The sequence below is a fragment of the Pseudenemella bisphenolivorans genome, from assembly GCF_051133435.1.
In the GTDB taxonomy this organism is placed as follows: Bacteria; Actinomycetota; Actinomycetes; order Propionibacteriales; family Propionibacteriaceae; genus JAAYAO01.
This window is the reverse complement of the sequence record NZ_JBPGNY010000001.1, coordinates 417,706-437,277: the sequence shown is the minus strand read 5'-3', so window position 1 is coordinate 437,277 and position 19,572 is coordinate 417,706. Positions and strand designations below refer to the sequence as shown.

Below are 19,572 nucleotides of genomic sequence, written 5' to 3'. Positions count from 1 at the left end.
TGAACAAAGGGTCACGATCCGGTTGCAGGTTGTCGGCTTTGAATCCCGAGGTGTTGCCTACTATCCGGCGTCGATCTAGGAATAGGGACAGAATTGCCGGGCAGGGCCCGGCGCACCGGTGACCGAGATCCGGGAGCCGGACCTTTCGAGGGAGGACAGCATGCGAGGACGCACTCGCTTGATGGCGGTGGCCGGAATGTCGGCCATCGCCGTTATTGCCGCTGCCTGTGGTGGCGGCGGTAACGGTGGACCCGGTGACCCCGGCCAGGACGAGCCCGGCAAGCAGGGCGGTGAAATCGTCGTCCGTGGGTGCACCCCGGAGAACCCGCTTGTTCCCGGTAACACCAGTGAAACCTGTGGCGGTGACCAGGTAGATGCCATGACGGCCAAGCTCGTCGAATACGACACCGAGACCTCCGAGCCGATCATGGATCTGGCCGAGTCGATCGAGACCGAGGACAACCAGACCTTCACCGTCAAGCTGAAGCAGGGACGCAAGTTCCACGACGGCACCGAGGTCAAGGCCGAGAACTTCGTCAAGGCCTGGAACTACACCACCGCGGCCAAGAACGGTCAGGCCGGCGCCTACTTCTTCTCCGCCATCGAGGGCGCCGAGGAGATCTCGAAGGAGGGCGCCACCGGTGAGGAAATGAGCGGCCTCGAGGTCGTCGACGACTACACCTTCACCATCAAGACCACCGAGAAGGTCTCGAACCTGCCGGTGCGCCTGGGCTACTCGGCCTTCGCCCCGATGCCCGACTCCTTCTTCGACGATCCGAAGGCCTTCGAGGACAACCCGATCGGCGCCGGCCCGTTCAAGTTCGTGTCGAAGTCCACCTCGGAGTACGTCTACGAGAAGTTCGCCGATTACGACGGCCCGAGCCCGGCCCACGTCGACAAGCTGACCTTCCGGGTCTACACCGACCCGAAGACCGCCTACACCGACACCGTTGCCGGCAACCTCGATTACACCAACGAGATCCCGCAGGAGTACCTGATCGGTGAGGCCTACAAGAGCGACCTCAGCGACCGCGCCATCGTCAAGCCGACCGGCCGCTTCGCCGGCATCGTCTTCTCGCCGAACGACCCGCAGTTGAAGGACAACGTCAAGCTGCGCAAGGCCCTGTCGATGGCCATCGACCGGGAGCAGATCGCCGAGACCATCTTCAACGGCACGGTCACCCCGGCCCACGGCTGGGCGCCGTCGGTGGTCGACGGTGCGACCGACGAGGCCTGTGGCGAGAGCTGTGACTTCAAGCCCGAAGAGGCCAAGAAGCTCTACGAGGAGTCCGGTGGCTACAACGGCACCCTGACCCTGACCGTGAACGCCGACGGCGCGCACACCGACTGGGCCACCGCGGTCTGCAACTCGATCCAGAACACCCTGGGTGTCGAGTGCCTGATGCAGACCACCCCGGACTTCGCGACCTTCAACAAGAAGATCGACGCCAACGAGATGAAGGGCATGTTCCGTACCGGCTGGCAGATGGACTACCCGTCGATCGAGAACTTCCTGGCCCCGATCTACGGCACCGGTGCCGACTCGAACTGGTCGAAGTACAACAACCCCGACTTCGACAAGAAGCTCGTTGAGGCCGCTGCGGCCGAGAACGACGACGAGGCGAACAAGCTGTACCAGGAGGCCGAGCAGATGCTGGGTGAAGATCTGCCCACTGCTCCGCTGTGGTACCCCTCGACCGTGGTCGGCTGGTCCGACAAGGTTGAGAATGTTCACATCAACGCCTTCGGCGTGCTGGACTTCGCCGCTATCTCGGTGAAGTAACCGCTGGCAACAAAAGGGTCGGTTCGTCCTGCATTTCGGACGAACCGGCCTTTTTGTGCGAGACTCACGACCAGTCATAAACGTAGAGGGAGCCGACAGTGGGAACCTACATCCTGCGTCGCATTCTGCAGATGATCCCGGTCATCCTCGGGGCGACCTTCCTGATCTACTGGATGGTCTTCAACCTCGGTGATCCGACCGTGGGACGTTGTGGTGAGCGACCATGCCCAGACGCCTACGTCGCCAAGATGCGGGCCGAGTACAACTTGGACGACCCACTGCCGGTGCAGTACGCCAAGTACATGGGCAAGGTGGTGCAGGGTGACCTGGGTACCTCCTTCAACGGCAACAGCGTGGCCGAAGAACTCGGAAACCGCTGGCCCACCACCGTCAAGCTGGCGCTGATCGCGATCGGCGTCGAGGCGGTGATCGGCATCGCCGCGGGTGTGGTGGCCGGCATCAGACGGGGCAGATTCATCGACAGTCTGGTGTTCGTCTCCACCCTGGTGATCATCTCCATCCCCTCCTTCGTGCTCGGTTCGGTCGCCCAGATGGTGTTCGGTCTGCGCTTGGGCTGGTTCCCGGTGACCGCCACCGCCGGCACCTGGGGGCAGCTACTGCTACCCGGCTTGGTGTTGGGTGCCCTCTCCACCGCCTATGTGGCCCGGCTGACCCGCAACTCGCTGGTGGAGAATCTGCGCGCCGATTATGTGCGCACCGGTAAGGCCAAGGGCCTCAGCCGGCAGCGGGTGGTCGGGTTGCACGCCCTGCGCAACTCGATGATCCCGGTGATCACCTTCATCGGCGCCGACCTCGGTGCGTTGATGGGTGGGGCGATCGTCACCGAACGCATCTTCAACGTCCAGGGCATCGGGGGCTACATCTTCCACGCGATCAACACCAAGGACGGCACCGCCGTGGTCGGTACCGTCACCTTGCTGGTGTTGGTCTTCCTGGTGATGAACCTGCTCGTCGATCTGCTCTACGGCGCGCTCGACCCGAGGATTTCGCATGACTGAACCATTGGCTGACGCGCAGATCTCCGCCGACGCCCCCGAGCCGGGCTACAGCGACAAACCCCGCTCGCTGGGCTCGGACGCCTGGGCCACCCTCCGCAAGCGACCCACTTTCTGGATCTCGGCGGCGATGATTCTGGTGATGGTCGTGATGGCGGCCTTCCCGTCACTGTTCACCTTCTTCTCGCCGCACCCCGATCTGGCCTACTCCGAGCTTTCCAAGGCCCGCCAACCACCCTCGGGGGAGGCATGGTTCGGCTACGACAACCAGGGTCGCGACGTCTACACCCGCACCATTCACGGGGCGCGGTCGTCGATCCTGGTCGGTCTGCTGACCACCATTGCGGTGCTGATCTTCGGCTCGCTGATCGGTATCGTGTCCGGTTTCTACGGCAAGTGGCTCGATGCGGTGCTGTCCCGGGTGGGTGAGATCTTCTTCGCCATCCCGCTGCTGCTGGGCGGCATTCTGGTGCTGTACACCTTCCCGTCCGACTACACGACCCCCTACCTGCTGGTGGTCAGCAAGGTCGTGCTCGCGATCGGCATCCTGGGCTGGCCGCGCATCGCGCGCATCATGCGCTCGACGGTGCTGCAGGTGAAACCCAACGACTACGTGCAGGCCGCCCGAGCCCTGGGCGCCAGCCCCGGACGGATCATCCGCTCGCACATTCTGCCGAATGCGTTCGCCCCCGTGGTGGTGGTTGCGACCATCGACCTGGGTGCCTACATCGCCACCGAGGCGACCCTGTCGTTCCTCGGTATCGGCCTGCAGCCGCCGACGGTGTCGTGGGGTATCGCGATCTCGGAGGCCTCCGGTATCGGCTTCCTGCGTGCCGCGCCGCACATGATGTTGTTCCCCAGTGTGTTCCTGTCGCTGACCGTGTTGGCCTTCATCATGCTGGGCGACGCGATCCAGGACGCCTTCGATCCGAAGTCGCGATGAGGGAGGCGTGATGACAGCCGAGAAACTCAACGAGCAACTGCCCGGTACCGCCAAACGCACCGGCCCGTACGAATGGAAACCCGGACCCGACGGCCTGCTGTTGGAGGTCGACGACCTGCAGGTCGAGTTCCGCACCCGCGACGGGGTCGCCAAGGCGATCAACGGGGTGAGCTTCGATCTGGCCCAGGGCGAAACCCTCGCCATCCTGGGTGAATCGGGTTCGGGCAAGTCGGTCACCGCTCAGGCGGTCATGGGCATCCTCGACACCCCGCCCGGATACGTCACCGGTGGTTCGGTGAAGTACTGCGGTACCGAGTTGCTGAGCATGCCCGAGAAGGAGCGCCAGTCGATTCGCGGTGCCGAGATCGCGATGATCTTCCAGGACGCCCTGTCGGCCCTGAATCCGGTGTTCCCGGTGGGCTGGCAGATCGCCGAGATGTTCCGCACCCACCGTGGCACCAACCGCAGCGACGCCAAGGAAGCCGCCATCCGGCTGATGGAGCGGGTGAACATCCCGGCCGCCCGGGAGCGGGTGAACGACTACCCGCACCAGTTCTCCGGCGGTATGCGCCAGCGGATCATGATCGCGATGGCGATCGCGCTGGACCCGGCCGTGCTGATCGCCGATGAGCCGACCACCGCTTTGGACGTGACGGTGCAGGCCCAGATCATGGCGCTGCTGAAGGAACTGCAGGAGGCCGAGAACATGGGCCTGATCCTGATCACCCACGACCTGGGGGTGGTGGCCGATGTGGCCGACCGGATCGCGGTGATGTACGCCGGACGGATGGTCGAGACCGCGAATGTGTACGAGCTGTACGCCAACCCGGCCCATCCCTACACCGAGGGCCTGCTGCGGTCGATCCCGCGGCTGGACCAGAAGGGCGAGAAACTCGACGCGATCGGCGGGCTGCCGCCGAACCTGACCCGGATCCCGGAAGGGTGCGCCTTCAACCCCCGCTGCCCCCGGGCCCAGGACGTCTGCCGGCACGATCCGGTGCCGCCGCTGATCGAGGTCGTTCCCGGGCGCTTCAGCGCCTGCCACTTCGCCGAGGAGGTGATCGACAGTGACCGGTGAGGTCATCCTGTCGGCCCAGGACCTGGTCAAGCACTATCCCATCCGCAAGGGGGTGCTGCGGCGCACGGTCGGCCATGTCAAAGCCGTCGACGGCGTCACCTTCGACCTGCACAAGGGCGAGACCCTGGGCATCGTGGGGGAGTCGGGCTGCGGCAAATCGACCCTGGGTCGGCTGCTGGTGCAACTCGAGCAGCCCACCTCGGGCGGTGTGGTCTTCGACGGTGACGACATGTTCGCCGTGTCCGGTTCGGCGCTGCGCAAGCTCCGGCGCAATATCCAGGTGGTCTTCCAGGACCCGTACACCTCGCTGAACCCGCGCAAGACGGTTGGTGACATCGTGGGGGAGCCCTTCGACATCCACCCCGATGTGGTGCCCCGGGGCGGACGGCGCAAGCGGGTGCAGGAACTGCTCGATCTGGTCGGCCTGAACCCCGAACACATCAACCGTTACCCGCACCAGTTCTCCGGTGGTCAGCGCCAGCGCATCGGTATCGCGCGCGGTATCGCGTTGAACCCGAAGGTGCTGGTCTGCGATGAGCCGGTCTCGGCGCTGGACGTGTCCGTGCAGGCCCAGGTGGTGAACCTGCTGGAGGACCTGCAGAAGGAACTCGGGCTGGCCTATATCTTCATCGCCCACGACCTGTCGGTGGTGCGGCACATCTCCGACCGGGTGGGGGTGATGTATCTGGGCAAACTGGTCGAGCTGGGTACCGAGGACGAGATCTACAGCCGTCCGACCCACCCCTACACCCAGGCCCTGCTCTCGGCGGTACCGGTACCCGACCCGACCGCCCGGGCCAACAAGGAACAGATCGTCCTCTCCGGCGACGTGCCCAGCCCCGCGAACCCGCCCACCGGCTGCCGTTTCCACACCCGCTGCTGGAAGGCTCAGGAACGCTGTGCCTCCGAGGAGCCGACGTTGATCGATCGCCCCGACGGGGTCGCCGAGCATGCCTCGGCCTGTCATTTCGCAGAAGCGCGGCAGGTGGTTTGAGCCGCCGTGCAAATGGGATTTGGCCGATCGGTGACGTAAAGTACGTCGCGTCCAACCCGCACATGGGCGCCTATTGCTGTGCCCGGTTGTCACCCGAGGAAATCATTTGAGCCGCACATCCAAGAAGAAGACGAGATCACGAGGCAAGGGCCGGGTGGTCTTCGGCGTCGTGCTCGCCGCCGTTCTGTTGGTGGTCGGTGGCGCCTACCTGGCCGGTTATTTCATGGCCGGTGAGAAGACCCCGCGCGACGCCTCGGTGCTCGGTGTGCACATCGGTGGGATGACCGTCGATCAGGCCGTCACCACCCTGACCGACGAACTGGGTCCGAAGGCCGCCGCACCGATCTCGGTCACCGCCGGTGAGGCGAGCACCAAGGTGCAGCCCGCCGAGGCCGGGCTGGGTATCGACTATGAGGCCACCGTGGCCCAAGCCGGTGCCGGACGGAGCTGGAACCCCGGGCACATCTGGCGGGTACTGACCGGCGGGGGCGAACTCGACCCCGTGCTGGCGGTGGACAACGACAAGCTGAACGCAGCCGGCGCCAAGGTCTCCGAGGAGTTCGCCGTCGAGGCCTCCGATGCCGCGATCGAATGGCAGGACAATGCCCCCGCACTCACCGAAGCGGTGAATGCGGTCGAGGTCGATGCCGACGAGGTGGCCAAGGAACTGCGCAAGACGTTCATGGAGGGTGACTCGGTCACCGTCGAGCCGACGGTCACCGAACCGGAGGTGACCACCGCCGAGGCGCAGCAGGTGATCGACGAATGGGCCAAGCCCGCCGTCTCGGGTCCGATCAAGATCACCGCCGGCCAGGCCGGATCCTTCCAGATCACGCCGGCGATGATCGCCGCGGCCACCACCTTCGAGAAGGCCAACGGCACCATCGAGCCGAAGGTCGACCCCACGGCCCTGCACAAGGCCGCGGCCGAGCAGATCGCCACCATCGACGTGAAGAAGCCCAAGGACGCCAGCTGGCAGATCCGGGACGGAAAGGTGCAGGTCGTACCGGCGGTCGACGGCACCGATGTGACCGCGAAGAACCTGTGGGCCGCGGTCGAGAAGGTGATCACCAAGAACGGTGACGCCCGCACCTCCGAGGTCAAGCTCGAGGGGGCGAAGGCCAAGTTCACCACCGAGATGGCCGAGAAGGCCAAGCCCACCAAGGTGATCGGCTCCTTCACCACGTACTACCCGCACGCCAACTACCGCAATGTGAACCTCGGCCAGGTGGCCAAGAAGATCAGCGGCTACACCCTGCGCCCCGGCGAGACCTTCTCGATGAACGATGTGGTCGGTGAACGCACCGCCGCCAACGGCTTCGTCGACGGGTACGTGATTCAGGGTGGCGTGCTGAAGAAGGAATCCGGTGGTGGTGTCTCCCAGGGTGCGACCACGATCTTCAACGCCGCCTTCTTCGCCGGCCTGGAGGACGTGGAACACCACCCGCACACGCTGTACTTCGACCGCTACCCGGCCGGACGCGAGGCGACGGTGTACTACGGCTCGCTGGACCTGCGGTTCAAGAACAACACCGACCACGGGGTGATCGTGACCGCCTCCCGCTCGCCATCCTCACCCGGCAACCGCGGCTCGATGACCGTGGCGATCTGGGGCACCAGCCCTTGGGACGAGATCCGCTCCCCGGAGCCGACCAAGTCGGGCTTCTACTCGGGTACCACCCGCACCCGTTCCGGCCCCAACTGCGAGTACCAGGCGCCCATCCAGGGTTTCACCGCCTCGTACTACCGCGCCTTCATCAAGGGTGGTAAGGAAGTGAAGCGCGAGAACTTCAAGCACACCTACTCCGCCGGTGACGAGATCAAGTGCGAGTGAGCCGGTGATCGGCCGGGGTGTGATCGTCGACCACTCCCCGGCACCCAATAACCACAGGTGTGCTTCGGGGCATACTCTGGACACGTTGCGTTTTGATTGCTCGAAGGAGTCGCTGTGACCTACATCATCACCCAGCCTTGCGTCGACCTGAAGGACAAGTCGTGCGTCGAGGAATGCCCGGTGGACTGCATCTACGAGGGCAATCGGATGCTCTACATCCACCCCGATGAGTGCGTCGACTGCGGTGCCTGTGAGCCGGTGTGCCCGGTGGAAGCGATCTTCTACGAGGACGACACGCCCGCCGAGTACGCCGAGTACTACGACGCCAATGTCCAGTTCTTCGACGGTCTGGGGATGCCCGGTGGGGCGGCCAAGATGGGTCCGATCGACAAGGATCACCCACTGGTTGCCGCGCTGGACCCGCAAGAACACGACGAGTGAGCCGCGACCTGGCCGGCCGGCTGCCCGACTTTCCCTGGGACACGCTGGTCGGTGCCGCAGCCCGGGCCCGGGCCCATCCGGACGGGATCTGTGACCTGTCGGTCGGTACCCCGGTCGATCCCACCCCGCCGGTCGCCAAGGAGGCGCTGACCGCTGCGGCCGAGGCCCCCGGCTACCCGACCGTGGCCGGCACCGACGAGGTGCGCACGGCGATTCACGACTACCTGGTGCGGCGCTGGGCGGCGCGCGGTCTGGAGCCGAGGGCGGTGCTGCCGCTGATCGGCACCAAGGAATTCGTCGCCTGGCTGCCGACCCTGCTCGGCCTGGGTGCCGACGACACCGTGGTGATTCCCCGGATCGCCTACCCGACCTATCAGGTGGGTGCGCTCACCGCCGATGCCGCCGTGGTCACCGCCACCGACGAGCCGGAGGACCTGGGTGAGCTTCGGCCGGCATTGTTGTGGCTGAACTCGCCGGCGAACCCGACCGGGGAGATCTGGGACGCCGAGCGGCTGCGCCGCTGGGTGAGCTGGGCGCGGGAGCGGGGCACGATCGTCGCCTCCGATGAGTGCTACGGCGAGTTCGGCTGGACCGCCGAGCCGGTGTCGGTGCTCGACGAGCGGGTCAACGACGGTGACTGCACCGGCCTGTTGGCGGTGCACTCGCTGTCGAAGCGCTCCAATGTGGCCGGTTACCGGCTCGGGTTCGTCGCCGGGGACGCCGAGGTGGTGCCGAATCTGATCGGTCTGCGCAAACACCTGGGCATGATGATGCCCGCACCGATGCAGCACACGATGACGGTGCTGCTCTCGGACGAGAGCCATGTGGTCACCCAGCGGGAGCGATACCTGCGCCGCCGCGAGATTCTGGCCGCGGCGCTGACCGGCGCCGGGTTCCGGATCGATCACTCCGAAGGCTCGCTGTACCTGTGGGCGAGCAGGGGAGAGAACTGCCGGACGACGGTCGACTGGCTGGCCGATCGCGGCATTCTGGTCGCCCCCGGGGACTTCTACGGCGAACTCGGCAATGAGCACGTCCGGGTGGCGTTGACCGCCACCGACGAGCGGGTCGAAGCGGCAGCAGCCCGGCTGAGCTGAGTTCGAGCCGGGCCGCCGCTGCGGTTCGGGTGCCGCGCGCTCAGTTGGCGTGCAGGTCGGCGTTCAGGGTGATGCCGTGGCCGTCGCGGGCCCGGGCCTCGACCGCACCGGTCACCGAGTTGCGGATGAACTGCAGGTTCGACTGACCCGACAGCTCCAGGGCCTTCACCACCCGTCCGTCGGCCAGGGTGACCTTGGTGCCGGCGGTCACGTACAGGCCCGCCTCGACGATGCAGTCATCACCCAGGGCGATGCCGATGCCGGCGTTGGCGCCCAACAGGCAACGCTCCCCGATGGTGATCACCTGGGTGCCGCCCCCGGACAGGGTGCCCATGATCGAGGCGCCACCGCCCACGTCCGACCCGTCGCCGACGACCACGCCGGCCGAGATCCGACCCTCCACCATCGAGGTGCCCAGGGTGCCGGCGTTGAAGTTCACGAAGCCCTCGTGCATCACGGTGGTGCCGGCGGCCAGGTGGGCGCCCAACCGCACCCGGTCGGCCTCGGCGATCCGTACCCCGCTCGGCATCACGTAGTCGATCATCCGGGGGAACTTGTCCACCCCGAACACGGTCAGGTGACCGCGGGCGGCCCGCAGTGCGGCGCGCACGGTCTCGAACCCGTCGATCGCGCAGGGTCCGGCCGAGGTCCACACCACATTGGTCAACACCCCGAAGACGCCGTCGAGGTTGATCGTGCGCGGGGCGCAGATCCGGTGGCTGATCAGGTGCAGGCGCAGGTAGGCATCGGCGACGTCGGCCGGCGCGGCGTCCAGGTCGATGCTGGTGAGCACCACATCGGTGCGCACCTGCCGTACCTCATCGGTGCCGGCTGCGGCGGTGAGCTCGGCCGGCGGCTGCGCATCGGCCGGGGCATCGCCCAGGGACGGTGCGGGATACCAGGTGTCGAGAACGGTGCCGGAAGGAATATGCGTGCTGGCCAGGCCCCAGGCCCAAGCGGTACGGGTGTCGGTCATGCGGGCGAGGATACTCACCCCCGGTGGGTAGGCTCACCCCATGTCCACTGCTCTCGACCTGCGTGCCGATGTCGTCGATCTGCTGGTGCAGGTGATCGATGTCGAATCCGTCAGCGGCAACGAAGGCCACCTGGCCGATCTGGTGCAAGCCGCGCTCGACGAATACCCACATCTGGAGGTGATCCGGGACGGTGATGCGGTGATCGCGCGCACCAACCTCGGGCGGGCCGAGCGGGTGGTGATCGCCGGACACCTCGACACCGTGCCGGTGGCCGACAATCTGCCGGCCCGGGTGACCGGCACCGGCGACGAGCGGGTGATCCACGGCCGCGGCTCGGTGGACATGAAGGGTGGGGTCGCGGTGGCCCTGTCGCTGGCCGCCGAACTCACCGAACCGTCGCGCGACATCACCTGGGTGTTCTACGACAACGAAGAGGTCGAGGCCGCCAAGAACGGGCTGGGACGGCTGGTGCGCACCCACCCCGAACTGCTCGCCGGTGATTTCGCGGTGCTGGGCGAACCCACCGCGGCCCGGGTGGAGGGCGGCTGCCAGGGCACCCTGCGCGGCGAACTGGTCTTCCACGGCTCGGCCGCCCACTCGGCCCGTTCCTGGACCGGCCACAACGCGATCCACGACGCCGCCGAGGCACTGCGCATTCTCAGCGAGTACGACAATGTGGACGTCGAGGTCGACGGGCTGGTCTACCGCGAAGGACTCAGCGCGGTGCACATTTCGGGCGGGATCGCCGGCAACGTCATCCCCGACCGGTGCGAACTGTGGGTCAACTACCGCTTCGCCCCCGACAAGACCCTGGACGAGGCGATCGACCGGCTGCGCGAGTTCTTCCCCGACACCGAGGTGACCATCATCGACGCCGCCGCGGCGGCTCGTCCGGGCTTGGACCAACCCTTGGCCGCCGACTTCCTGGCCGCGGTCGGTGGGGAGCCGAAACCGAAATACGGCTGGACCGACGTCGCCCGCTTCGCCGACCTGGGCATTCCGGCGGTGAACTACGGCCCCGGTGACCCGACCCTGGCCCACACCGACCACGAACACTGCCCGGCCGAGCAGGTCTACGCCTGCCGGGACGGTCTGCGTCGCTGGCTCGCGCCCCGACACGGCTAGGGTGATCGGGTGAATAATCCGGACGTCCGCAAACGCGTCGGCCAAGTACTGCGCGCCGGCAGTCAACTTCAGACCACCACCGCCGATCAGCGGTTCCTGCAACCGCCCTCGCGCACCGACTGGACCCGGGAGGACCCCTGGCGGGTGCTGCGGATCCAATCGGAGTTCGTCGAGGGGTTCGGCACCCTGGCCGAGCTCGGCCCGGCCCTGTCGGTCTTCGGGTCGGCCCGCACCAAGCCCGACTCCCCGCTGTACCAGGCCGGGGTCGAGATGGGCCGCAAGATCGTCGAGGCCGGCTATGCGGTGATCACCGGGGGTGGCCCCGGGGTGATGGAAGCCGCGAACCGAGGTGCGGCCGAGGCCGGTGGGGTGTCGGTCGGCCTGGGCATCGAACTGCCGATGGAACAGGGCTTGAACCCGTGGGTGAACCTGGGCATCAACTTCCGCTACTTCTTCGCCCGCAAGACGATGTTCACCAAGTACTCCCTGGGCTTCGTGGCGATGCCCGGTGGCTTCGGCACCCTGGACGAATTGTTCGAAACCCTCACCCTCACCCAGACCCACAAGATCGCCCACCTGCCGGTGGTGCTGTACGACTCGGCCTACTGGACCCCGCTGATCGACTGGTTGCGCGACACCCTGGCCGAACACGAGTACATCAAGCCCGAGGACCTCGACCTGGTGCCGGTGGTGGACACCACCGATGAGGCCGTCGAAGCCCTGATTCGGGCCGACTCGACCGCCCTGGCCGAATAGCCGCAGCAGGGGAGTGACGATGGGTTGGATCCTGACCGTGGTGGCGGTACTGATTCTCGGTGTCGCCGCGATTGCCGCGACCGGACGGCTGGGCGGCATGCACCAGCACGTCGAAACCGACACCTTCCGGCAGACCCTGCCGGCCGTGCCGTTGACCGCCGAGGACGTGGCGAAGGTGCGTTTCGGTGTCACCCTGCGCGGCTATGCGGTCGATCAGGTGGACGATCTGCTCGACCGGCTGGCGCGCGAGATCCACGTCCGTGACCTCGAGTTGGCCACGTTGCGCGAGAAACGAGCCCTGGCGCCGAATGGCTCCCCCGTGGGCACGGGGCCCGATGATGCGGAATAATGGGGCTTCGATACATCGAATTGAAAGTGGGAGGTTGCGCAATGGCAGCAATGAAGCCTCGAACCGGTGATGGACCGATGGAGGTCACCAAGGAAGGTCGCGGCATCGTCATGCGCGTTCCGCTGGAGGGTGGCGGCAGGCTGGTTGTGGAGCTGAACGCCACCGAGGCCGGTGAACTGGCAGAGGCACTGCAGGCCGTTGTGGGCTGATTGCCACTGATTGATACAACAGCGAGAGGGTCTGCCCACATCGGGCAGACCCTCTCGCTGTTGGTTCGGGTATCGACCGCTCAGCCGGCCCGGAAACGCTCGATCGCAGCCCGGTACACGTCCACCGTCTGCTCGGCGATCTTGGCCCAGGAGAACTCTTCGATACAGCGCTTGCGCCCCGCCAGGCCCATCTCGCGGGCCCGCTGCGGGTCGGCGGTCAGCTCGTTGATCTTGGCGGCGAACTCCGCCTCGAAGCCGGCGATGAAGTCGGCATCATCGGCCCGCTTCGGGTCGTAACCGACCAGCAGACCGGTCTCACCGTCCACCACCACCTCGGGGATGCCACCGACGGCGCTGGCCACCACCGCGGTCTCGCAGGCCATCGCCTCCAGGTTCACGATGCCCAACGGCTCGTAGATCGACGGGCAGGCGAAGACCGTGGCATGGCTGAGCACCTGGCGCACCTCGTGCCGCGGCAGCATCTCCTGCACCCAGATCACCCCGCCACCGCGCGACTCCTGCAGGTGGGCGAAGGCCTGGTTGAACTCCTCGGCGATCTCGGGAGTATCGGGGGCCCCGGCCAGCAGCAGCACCTGGGTGCCTTCGCTGAACTGTTCGGCGGCCCGCACCAGATGCACCAGGCCCTTCTGCCGGGTGATCCGGCCCACGAAGGCCACGATCGGGCGGTCCAGGTCGACCCCGAGTCGCTCCACCACATCGGTTTCGGTGACCGGCTGGAATTCCTCGGTGTCGATGCCGTTGCGCACCACATGCACCTTCTCCGGATCCAGTTCCGGGTACGACTCGAGCACCGCATCGCGCATCCCCGAGCTCACCGCGATCACCGCGGAGGCGGCGTTGAAGCTCATCCGCTCGGCCCACGACGACAGGTGATAGCCGCCGCCGAGTTGCTCGGCCTTCCACGGTCGGTGCGGTTCCAGGGAGTGGCTGGACACGACATGGGGAATCTGCTGGTACAACCCGGTCAGGTGTCCGGCCAGGTTGGCGTACCAGGTGTGGGAGTGCACCAGATCGACCTCGGGCACGGCCGCGGTCATCGCCAGGTCGGCACCGAAAATACGCAGGGCGGCATTGGCATTCGGCGGAAAATCCTCGGCATGGGCAGTGGCCCCTTCCCGGGGTTCACCCATGCACTGGACGTCCACCTCGATCAGCTTGCGCAGCTGGGGGACGAGTTGTGCGACGTGTACCCCGGCCCCGCCGTAGATGCTGGGAGGGTACTCGCGGGTCAGGATCGAAACACGAAGGCTCATGGCTCAGATCGTGTCACAGCGCCCATCTGCCGATGCGGCCGGGTTGGCCGCTTTTGCCGAGGCGGTGGGGTGGGTGTCGGAGCCGAAATCCGGGTGACTAGTTTGGTGTCATGACGTCGCGTCCCAGAATCTTGTCGATAGTCCTGGCCGGTGGGGAGGGCAAGCGGCTGATGCCGCTGACCATCGACCGGGCGAAGCCGGCTGTGCCCTTCGGCGGAACCTACCGCCTGATCGATTTCGTGCTGTCGAACCTGGTGCATTCGGGGATGCGCCAGATCGCGGTGCTGACGCAGTACAAATCCCACTCCCTCGACCGACACATCTCGATGACCTGGCGGATGTCGACGATGCTGGGCAACTACGTCACCCCGGTGCCGGCCCAGCAGCGCCTCGGCCCACGCTGGTACCAGGGCAGTGCCGACGCGATCTTCCAGTCGATGAACCTGATCACCGACGAGAATCCCGACTACGTGGTCGTTTTCGGCGCCGACAACATCTACCGGATGGACGTCAACCAGATGCTGGAGGCGCACATCGACTCCGGCCTGGACGCGACCGTGGCCGCCATTCGGGTTCCCCGCAAGGACGCCTCGGCCTTCGGCATCATCGATGCGGCCGCGGACCACAAGATCAACAGCTTCCTGGAGAAGCCGGCCGACCCGCCCGGTCTGGCCGACAGCCCGGACGAGTCCTATGCCTCGATGGGCAACTACATCTTCACCCGCAACGCCCTGGTCGAAGCTCTCGAGAAGGACGCCGCCAACCCCGACGCCCGCCACGACATGGGTGGCGACATCATTCCCTACTTCGTGGAACAGGGCCGGGCCCAGGTCTACGACTTCAAGACCAATGTGATGCCGGGCTCGACTCCCGAGGATGCCGACTACTGGCGGGACGTGGGCACCATCGACGCCTACCACGAGGCGCACATGGACCTGGTCTCGGTGAAACCGATCTTCAACCTCTACAACGAGCACTGGCCGCTGCTGACCGCGCAGGTCAACCAGCCGGGCGCCAAGTTCGTGCTGCGCGGTACCGCCGAGGACTCGATCGTCAGCCCCGGGGTGATCATCTCCGGCGGTGACGTCGACAACTCGGTGCTCTCACCCAACGTCCACGTCGACAAGTGGGCCGATGTGGAGCATTCGGTGCTGCTCGACAACGTCCGGGTCGGACGCAACTCGGTGGTGCGCCGGGCGATCCTGGACAAGAACGTGGTGGTCGAGAACGGCGCCGAGGTCGGTGTCGATCATGAAGCCGACCGGGCGCGCGGATTCACCGTCTCCGACGGCGGCATCACCGTGGTCGGCAAGGGGATCCGGGTCTCGGCGATCTGAGACCTACTGCTTGACCGCGATCAACAGGCCGTCGCCGACCGGCACCAGGGACGAGGTGAACTCCTCGATCTCGGTGACCGCGGCGAGGGTTTCGCGAATCACCACGGTGCGGTCGTCATGGTTGTCCTCATCGGCGACCCGGTTGTGCCACAGCGCGTTGTCGATCAGCAACAGCCCGCCGTGGCGCAGCAGCCGCAGCGCCTGTTCGACGTACTCGACGTATTCGAGCTTGTCGGCGTCGACGAAAACCGCGTCGTAGGCACCACTGAGCAGATTCGGCAGCACCGTCAGCGCGTCACCGGGAATCAACCGGATCCGGCGCGAGGTGACGCCCGCGGCCTCGAAGGACTTGCGGGCCGCGGCCTGGTGCTGCGGTTCGGCGTCGATGCTGGTCAACACCCCGTCGGGGGCCATGCCGGCGTAGAGAGCCAGGCCCGACACACCGGAGCCGGTTCCCACCTCGACCACCGCAGCGGCATTGATCGCCTGCATCAGTACCGTCAGCAAGCTCGCCGTACCTCGTCCGACCGGGGCGACCCCCAGATCCTTGGCCTGTTCCCGGGCGGCCGCGGCCACCTCGGATTCGGGGACGTAGTTCTCGGCAAAGGCCCATGTGGCGGCGTCAGGGGCATTCGGATCGGTCATGCACGGGACTCTACAGTTCTTCGTCCCGCAGGTCGTACGATGACGGGCATGAATCATGCAGTCGTCGCCGAAATTGTTGCCTCCGTGCTGTCCGTGGAGGTGGCCGTCGGTGATCGGGTCGAACCCACCGACGAGGTGGTGTTGCTGGAGTCGATGAAGATGGAGATCCCGGTGTTGGCCGGTGTCGAGGGCACCGTCACCGAAGTGGTGGTGGGCGTGGGTGATGTCGTCCATGACGGCGACCCGATGGTCATCGTCAGCGTCGACTGAGCCAACCGCACTAGACTGCCGACCATGCGTGAACCCGATCCCGCCCTGCCCTTCGGGCGTCTGCTCACCGCCATGGTGACCCCGTTCGCCGCCGACGGTTCGGTGGACCTGTCCGCGGCCCGCCGGCTGGCGGCCCATCTGGTTGATCAACAGCACAACGACGCGCTGGTGATCAACGGCACCACCGGTGAGGCGCCGACCACCACCGATGCCGAGAAGCGTGAGCTGATCGCCGCGGTGGTCGACGAGATCGGTGACCGGGCGCAGGTGGTGGCCGGTGTCGGTACCTTCAACACCGACCATTCGGTGCACCTGGCGCGGGAGGCGGCCGAGGCCGGGGCGAACGGCCTGCTGGTGGTCACCCCCTATTACTCCAAGCCACCCCAGGAGGGGCTGCGCGAGTACTTCGAAACCGTCGCCTCGGCCGGTGAGTTGCCGGTGATGATCTACGACATTCCCGGACGCACCGGCACCGAGGTGAGCACCGACACGCTGATCGCCCTGGCGGAGCATCCGCAGATCGTCGCGGTCAAGGACGCCAAGGGCAACCCGGTGGCCTCGGCCACGGTGATGGCGGCGACCGATCTGGCCTACTACGCCGGTGACGACGCGATCACCCCGTCGCTGATGGCCGTTGGTGGGGTGGGCCTGGTCGGTACCTCGACCCACTTCAGCGGTGCGGTGATGGCCCGGGTGATCGCCGACTACGCCGCCGGCCGGATCGACGAAGCCCTGACCGAGTACCGGCGGGTGCTGCCGGTGCTGACCGGGGTGTTCGCCACCCAGGGCTGCTCGATGGTGAAGGCCGGCCTGGATCTGCTCGGCCTACCGGGTGGCCCCTTGCGTCCGCCGATGGTTTCGGCCGCCCCCGACCTGGTGGCGGTTTTCGGGGAACAGTTGGCTGCGGCCGGGCTGCGCTGACGTCGACCGCGGAGGCATCACTGCTGGGGTTTTCCGCTGGGGTTTCCCCCTGATTCGACCCCGAGATCGGGGCCGGACCTCCCTTCGGAGGGGGCCAAAAACCCACCGACGCGGCACAATGGAGTCCTCAGGTGGGGAACCTTGCCCGGCCGCCGGGCGTTTCACCGGGAGTGAGGAGGGCTCGGATGCGTCAGCGAACACTGCCCCCGACTGCCAATTCCCCCCAGGTGGCCGGTTCGGCAGCTTCGGCCGAAGAATGGGTGCCACCGTCCTGGGAAGAAGTGGTCACCCGGTACAGCGGACAGGTGTACCGACTGGCCTATCGGTTGACCGGTAACCAGTTCGACGCCGAGGACCTCACCCACGAAACCTTCATCCGGGTGTTCAAGTCCCTGCACCGGTTCAAGCCGGGCACCTTCGAGGGCTGGCTGCACCGGATCACCACGAACCTTTTCCTCGACACCGCCCGGCGCAAGAAGCGGATCCGCTTCGACGGACTGGTCGACAACCAGGCCGAACGCATCGCCAGCCGGGACCCCTCACCCGACGAAGTTCTCAACGATGCCGACCTCGACCACGATGTGGCGGCCGCACTGGCGAACCTGGCCCCGGAGTTCCGGGCCGCGGTGGTGCTGTGCGATATCGAGGGCCTGAGTTACGAAGAAGTCGCCAACGTGCTGGACGTGAAGATCGGCACCGTCCGCAGCCGGATTCACCGTGGCCGCGCCCAATTGCGTGCCGAGTTGGCCCACCGCAGCCCCTCGGAAGGACGGCAGCGGTACGGCGGGGTGAATGTGGAAACGGGTCCTGCGCGGTGAGCCGTCACTGCGAACCCGAAGCGACCTTGTCGGCCTTCGTCGATGACGCGCTGTCGGGAGCCGAACGGGACCGGGTGGCGGCCCATCTGGCCGAATGCCCCGATTGCCGTGCCGAGGTCGCGGCTCTGCGGCGGGTGCAGCACCTGTTGGGTGCCACCCGTGACCCGGCCGGGGGCCACCCCGCACCCCTGGCCGAGCGGCTGGTGTCGATCGCCGGCGCCCGGGCCGACCAACCTCTGTGGACCCAGCCCTTCGACCGGCCCCTGGACGACCGGGCACCCCTGCCGAGCCGTCGCCGGGCCCGCCGCCGCAACCTGACCGGCGCGATCGCCCTGCTGACCGGGGTGATGGTCGGGCTGGTCGGGATCGGTTGGGCGGCCGCCCCCGCCCCCGACATCGAGATCGTCAATCCGGCGGCCAAGGCCCGGGCCGAGTTCGCCCACGTCGCCGCCCAACGATCCTTCGTGATGGACTCCACCGTCGCCGCGTGGGCGATCCCCGCCCACGAGCGCCTGTCGATCAGCAATGCCGCGAAGTTGACCCCGCTGCCGGTGCGTCCGGGGCGCCGGTTGTCGGGTGAGGAGTCGCGCACCGTGCTCAGTGCGGCCGAACAGTCCACCCGGGTGGTTGACCACAGTGGTACCCAGCGGGTGCGGATGACCGCCGGTGAACACCGGGTCGTGGCGGTGAACGTCGCGGTGCGGCACCGCTCGACCCAGGGCACCCAGGTGGAGGTCCTGGACGAGGGTGGTAAACCCGAGCGCAGCGCCTTCCTGCAGGTGCGGGAGAGCGGCCGGCAGGCCTGGCCCGACGAGCTGTCGGGCAAACTCGGCCAGCACGTGTTGGGGCGTCCTGCGGTGCTGATCGAGGCGCGCCGGGACGGGTTGTTGGTGGCCCGCTGGTGGTTCGATCAGAAGACCGCGGTGCAGCTTGCTCAGGAGAGCTACGACACGGACGGTTCGCTGCGGGTGCAGGCGGTGACCACCGGGCTGAGCATCGACCGGCAGCAGTTCGTGGCCCACCCGCCGCCCCGATTGGTGCGGCCGAGTGCGGCGGCCTACCTGAACCTCAGCCAGGTCGGCGAGGTGCGCGACCGCGGCTGGTCGTGCCACCAGCAGTTGGCCGGCCTGCCGTTGGCCCGATTGGGCAATGACCCGGGCACCGCGGTGCACACCACCTACAGCGATGGGGCCTCGGCGATCACCGTGCGCCAGGAACGCGGCACGATTCTGGAGGCTCCCGAGGGCTTCGCCTGGGACGATTCGGTGGGCGCCTACCGGCGCGACGGGTCACCCACGATCTTCATCTGGCAGTCGCAGGACTCGGTCTTCACCGTGGTCACCGACGGCCCCTCGGAGGTGGCGACCAAGGCGGTTGCCGAACTACCGCACGATGCACCGGTGCTGCGCACCCGGTGGGGACGAGTGCAGGCCGGATGGCGGCACCTGAGCGAAATGGTGGCAGGACGATGAGTATGTACGGGCCACCGAACCCCTGGGCCCCACCACCGGAACCGCACGGCGGACAACCGGTAGAGCCCGGTGATCCGGTCGGCCCGGGCGGGGAGGCCGATGCTCCCCGGTATGCGGCGATGCCCGACTACCGAGCGCCGTACCAGGCATCACCGCCCACCGAACCGGTACCGGCAATTCCGGCCGGCCCGACGGGTTCCTCCCCGGTGGGTCATCCGCCAACGAGCAGTCCG

General features: G+C 66.8%; 20 protein-coding genes. 17 read left to right on the top strand and 3 right to left on the bottom strand.

Going from position 1 to position 19,572, the window contains the following annotated elements:
* Positions 1 to 160: 160 nt before the first annotated feature.
* From ACR4XW_RS02110 to dapC, 8 genes are all read left to right on the top strand, one after another.
* Entirely contained in the window at positions 161 to 1,783 is a 1,623-nt protein-coding gene (locus ACR4XW_RS02110; RefSeq protein WP_434758855.1) for a peptide ABC transporter substrate-binding protein, read from the top strand.
* Positions 1,784 to 1,881: 98 nt separating this feature from the next.
* Positions 1,882 to 2,802: an ABC transporter permease gene (locus tag ACR4XW_RS02105; RefSeq protein ID WP_434758854.1), complete on the top strand. Its 921-nt coding sequence runs from the start codon at positions 1,882 to 1,884 to the stop codon at positions 2,800 to 2,802.
* Positions 2,795 to 3,742, top strand: a complete 948-nt coding sequence (locus tag ACR4XW_RS02100) for an ABC transporter permease (protein WP_434758853.1) — start codon at positions 2,795 to 2,797, stop codon at positions 3,740 to 3,742. The genes ACR4XW_RS02105 and ACR4XW_RS02100 overlap by 8 nt, the downstream gene beginning before the upstream one ends.
* Before the next feature lie 10 nt (positions 3,743 to 3,752).
* Positions 3,753 to 4,820 (top strand): ABC transporter ATP-binding protein, encoded by a 1,068-nt coding sequence (locus ACR4XW_RS02095; protein WP_434758852.1) that lies wholly within the window; start codon positions 3,753 to 3,755, stop codon positions 4,818 to 4,820.
* The gene (locus ACR4XW_RS02090; protein ID WP_434758851.1) at positions 4,810 to 5,814 is read left to right on the top strand and encodes an ABC transporter ATP-binding protein; all 1,005 of its coding nucleotides are present in this window, start codon (positions 4,810 to 4,812) and stop codon (positions 5,812 to 5,814) included. Before ACR4XW_RS02095 ends, ACR4XW_RS02090 begins: the two co-directional genes overlap by 11 nt.
* 106 nt (positions 5,815 to 5,920) lie before the next feature.
* Positions 5,921 to 7,648: a VanW family protein gene (locus ACR4XW_RS02085; protein WP_434758850.1), complete on the top strand. Its 1,728-nt coding sequence runs from the start codon at positions 5,921 to 5,923 to the stop codon at positions 7,646 to 7,648.
* Positions 7,649 to 7,762: 114 nt separating this feature from the next.
* On the top strand, positions 7,763 to 8,089 hold the full coding sequence (fdxA, locus tag ACR4XW_RS02080) for a ferredoxin (protein ID WP_434758849.1): 327 nt from the start codon (positions 7,763 to 7,765) through the stop codon (positions 8,087 to 8,089).
* On the top strand, positions 8,086 to 9,186 hold the full coding sequence (gene dapC / locus ACR4XW_RS02075; RefSeq protein WP_434758848.1) for a succinyldiaminopimelate transaminase: 1,101 nt from the start codon (positions 8,086 to 8,088) through the stop codon (positions 9,184 to 9,186). Before fdxA ends, dapC begins: the two co-directional genes overlap by 4 nt.
* Before the next feature lie 40 nt (positions 9,187 to 9,226).
* On the opposite strand, the gene dapD is transcribed toward dapC, so the two are convergent.
* Complete coding sequence (gene dapD, locus ACR4XW_RS02070; RefSeq protein ID WP_434758847.1) at positions 9,227 to 10,162, bottom strand: 2,3,4,5-tetrahydropyridine-2,6-dicarboxylate N-succinyltransferase; 936 nt, start codon at positions 10,160 to 10,162, stop codon at positions 9,227 to 9,229.
* 40 nt (positions 10,163 to 10,202) lie between these two features.
* Here dapD and dapE point away from each other — a divergent pair, with 40 nt between their 5' ends.
* From dapE to ACR4XW_RS02050, 4 genes are read left to right on the top strand one after another with little or no spacing between them, the layout of a single operon-like run.
* A complete protein-coding gene (dapE, locus tag ACR4XW_RS02065; protein ID WP_434758846.1) occupies positions 10,203 to 11,288 on the top strand; it encodes a succinyl-diaminopimelate desuccinylase in 1,086 nt (361 codons plus the stop codon).
* A 9-nt stretch (positions 11,289 to 11,297) separates the two neighbouring features.
* On the top strand, positions 11,298 to 12,044 hold the full coding sequence (locus ACR4XW_RS02060) for an LOG family protein (protein WP_434758845.1): 747 nt from the start codon (positions 11,298 to 11,300) through the stop codon (positions 12,042 to 12,044).
* Between the two features lie 19 nt (positions 12,045 to 12,063).
* Positions 12,064 to 12,393 carry a DivIVA domain-containing protein gene (locus tag ACR4XW_RS02055; RefSeq protein WP_434758844.1) on the top strand — a complete coding sequence of 110 codons (330 nt, stop codon included), beginning with the start codon at positions 12,064 to 12,066 and terminating at the stop codon, positions 12,391 to 12,393.
* A 41-nt stretch (positions 12,394 to 12,434) separates the two neighbouring features.
* Entirely contained in the window at positions 12,435 to 12,602 is a 168-nt protein-coding gene (locus ACR4XW_RS02050) for a DUF3117 domain-containing protein (protein ID WP_434758843.1), read from the top strand.
* An 80-nt stretch (positions 12,603 to 12,682) separates the two neighbouring features.
* Here ACR4XW_RS02050 and glgA read toward each other — a convergent pair whose 3' ends face one another.
* Positions 12,683 to 13,876, bottom strand: a complete 1,194-nt coding sequence (gene glgA, locus ACR4XW_RS02045; protein WP_434758842.1) for a glycogen synthase — start codon at positions 13,874 to 13,876, stop codon at positions 12,683 to 12,685.
* 110 nt (positions 13,877 to 13,986) lie between these two features.
* On the opposite strand from glgA, the gene glgC reads away from it, so the two are divergent.
* Complete coding sequence (glgC, locus tag ACR4XW_RS02040) at positions 13,987 to 15,213, top strand: glucose-1-phosphate adenylyltransferase (RefSeq protein ID WP_434758841.1); 1,227 nt, start codon at positions 13,987 to 13,989, stop codon at positions 15,211 to 15,213.
* Between the two features lie 3 nt (positions 15,214 to 15,216).
* Here glgC and ACR4XW_RS02035 read toward each other — a convergent pair whose 3' ends face one another.
* On the bottom strand, positions 15,217 to 15,858 hold the full coding sequence (locus ACR4XW_RS02035) for an O-methyltransferase (RefSeq protein ID WP_434758840.1): 642 nt from the start codon (positions 15,856 to 15,858) through the stop codon (positions 15,217 to 15,219).
* A gap of 48 nt (positions 15,859 to 15,906) precedes the next feature.
* Here ACR4XW_RS02035 and ACR4XW_RS02030 point away from each other — a divergent pair, with 48 nt between their 5' ends.
* The 4 genes from ACR4XW_RS02030 (at position 15,907) to ACR4XW_RS02015 (ending at position 19,339) form a co-directional block, all read left to right on the top strand.
* On the top strand, positions 15,907 to 16,128 hold the full coding sequence (locus ACR4XW_RS02030; RefSeq protein WP_434758839.1) for a biotin/lipoyl-binding carrier protein: 222 nt from the start codon (positions 15,907 to 15,909) through the stop codon (positions 16,126 to 16,128).
* A 24-nt stretch (positions 16,129 to 16,152) separates the two neighbouring features.
* Entirely contained in the window at positions 16,153 to 17,049 is an 897-nt protein-coding gene (dapA, locus tag ACR4XW_RS02025; protein WP_434758838.1) for a 4-hydroxy-tetrahydrodipicolinate synthase, read from the top strand.
* Between the two features lie 185 nt (positions 17,050 to 17,234).
* Positions 17,235 to 17,867: an RNA polymerase sigma factor SigE gene (gene sigE / locus ACR4XW_RS02020; protein WP_434758837.1), complete on the top strand. Its 633-nt coding sequence runs from the start codon at positions 17,235 to 17,237 to the stop codon at positions 17,865 to 17,867.
* Positions 17,864 to 19,339, top strand: a complete 1,476-nt coding sequence (locus tag ACR4XW_RS02015; protein WP_434758836.1) for an anti-sigma factor family protein — start codon at positions 17,864 to 17,866, stop codon at positions 19,337 to 19,339. The genes sigE and ACR4XW_RS02015 overlap by 4 nt, the downstream gene beginning before the upstream one ends.
* Positions 19,340 to 19,572: the final 233 nt, after the last annotated feature.

Coding starts and splice junctions, on each gene's coding strand:
- glgC (WP_434758841.1), top strand. CDS start 13,987: ATGACGTCGCGTCCCAGAATCTTGTCGATAGTCCTGGCCGGTGGGGAG.
- glgA (WP_434758842.1), bottom strand. CDS start 13,876: ATGAGCCTTCGTGTTTCGATCCTGACCCGCGAGTACCCTCCCAGCATC.
- dapD (WP_434758847.1), bottom strand. CDS start 10,162: ATGACCGACACCCGTACCGCTTGGGCCTGGGGCCTGGCCAGCACGCAT.
- dapA (WP_434758838.1), top strand. CDS start 16,153: ATGCGTGAACCCGATCCCGCCCTGCCCTTCGGGCGTCTGCTCACCGCC.
- ACR4XW_RS02055 (WP_434758844.1), top strand. CDS start 12,064: ATGGGTTGGATCCTGACCGTGGTGGCGGTACTGATTCTCGGTGTCGCC.
- ACR4XW_RS02030 (WP_434758839.1), top strand. CDS start 15,907: ATGAATCATGCAGTCGTCGCCGAAATTGTTGCCTCCGTGCTGTCCGTG.
- ACR4XW_RS02095 (WP_434758852.1), top strand. CDS start 3,753: ATGACAGCCGAGAAACTCAACGAGCAACTGCCCGGTACCGCCAAACGC.
- ACR4XW_RS02050 (WP_434758843.1), top strand. CDS start 12,435: ATGGCAGCAATGAAGCCTCGAACCGGTGATGGACCGATGGAGGTCACC.
- dapE (WP_434758846.1), top strand. CDS start 10,203: ATGTCCACTGCTCTCGACCTGCGTGCCGATGTCGTCGATCTGCTGGTG.
- ACR4XW_RS02100 (WP_434758853.1), top strand. CDS start 2,795: ATGACTGAACCATTGGCTGACGCGCAGATCTCCGCCGACGCCCCCGAG.
- ACR4XW_RS02035 (WP_434758840.1), bottom strand. CDS start 15,858: ATGACCGATCCGAATGCCCCTGACGCCGCCACATGGGCCTTTGCCGAG.
- ACR4XW_RS02110 (WP_434758855.1), top strand. CDS start 161: ATGCGAGGACGCACTCGCTTGATGGCGGTGGCCGGAATGTCGGCCATC.
- sigE (WP_434758837.1), top strand. CDS start 17,235: ATGCGTCAGCGAACACTGCCCCCGACTGCCAATTCCCCCCAGGTGGCC.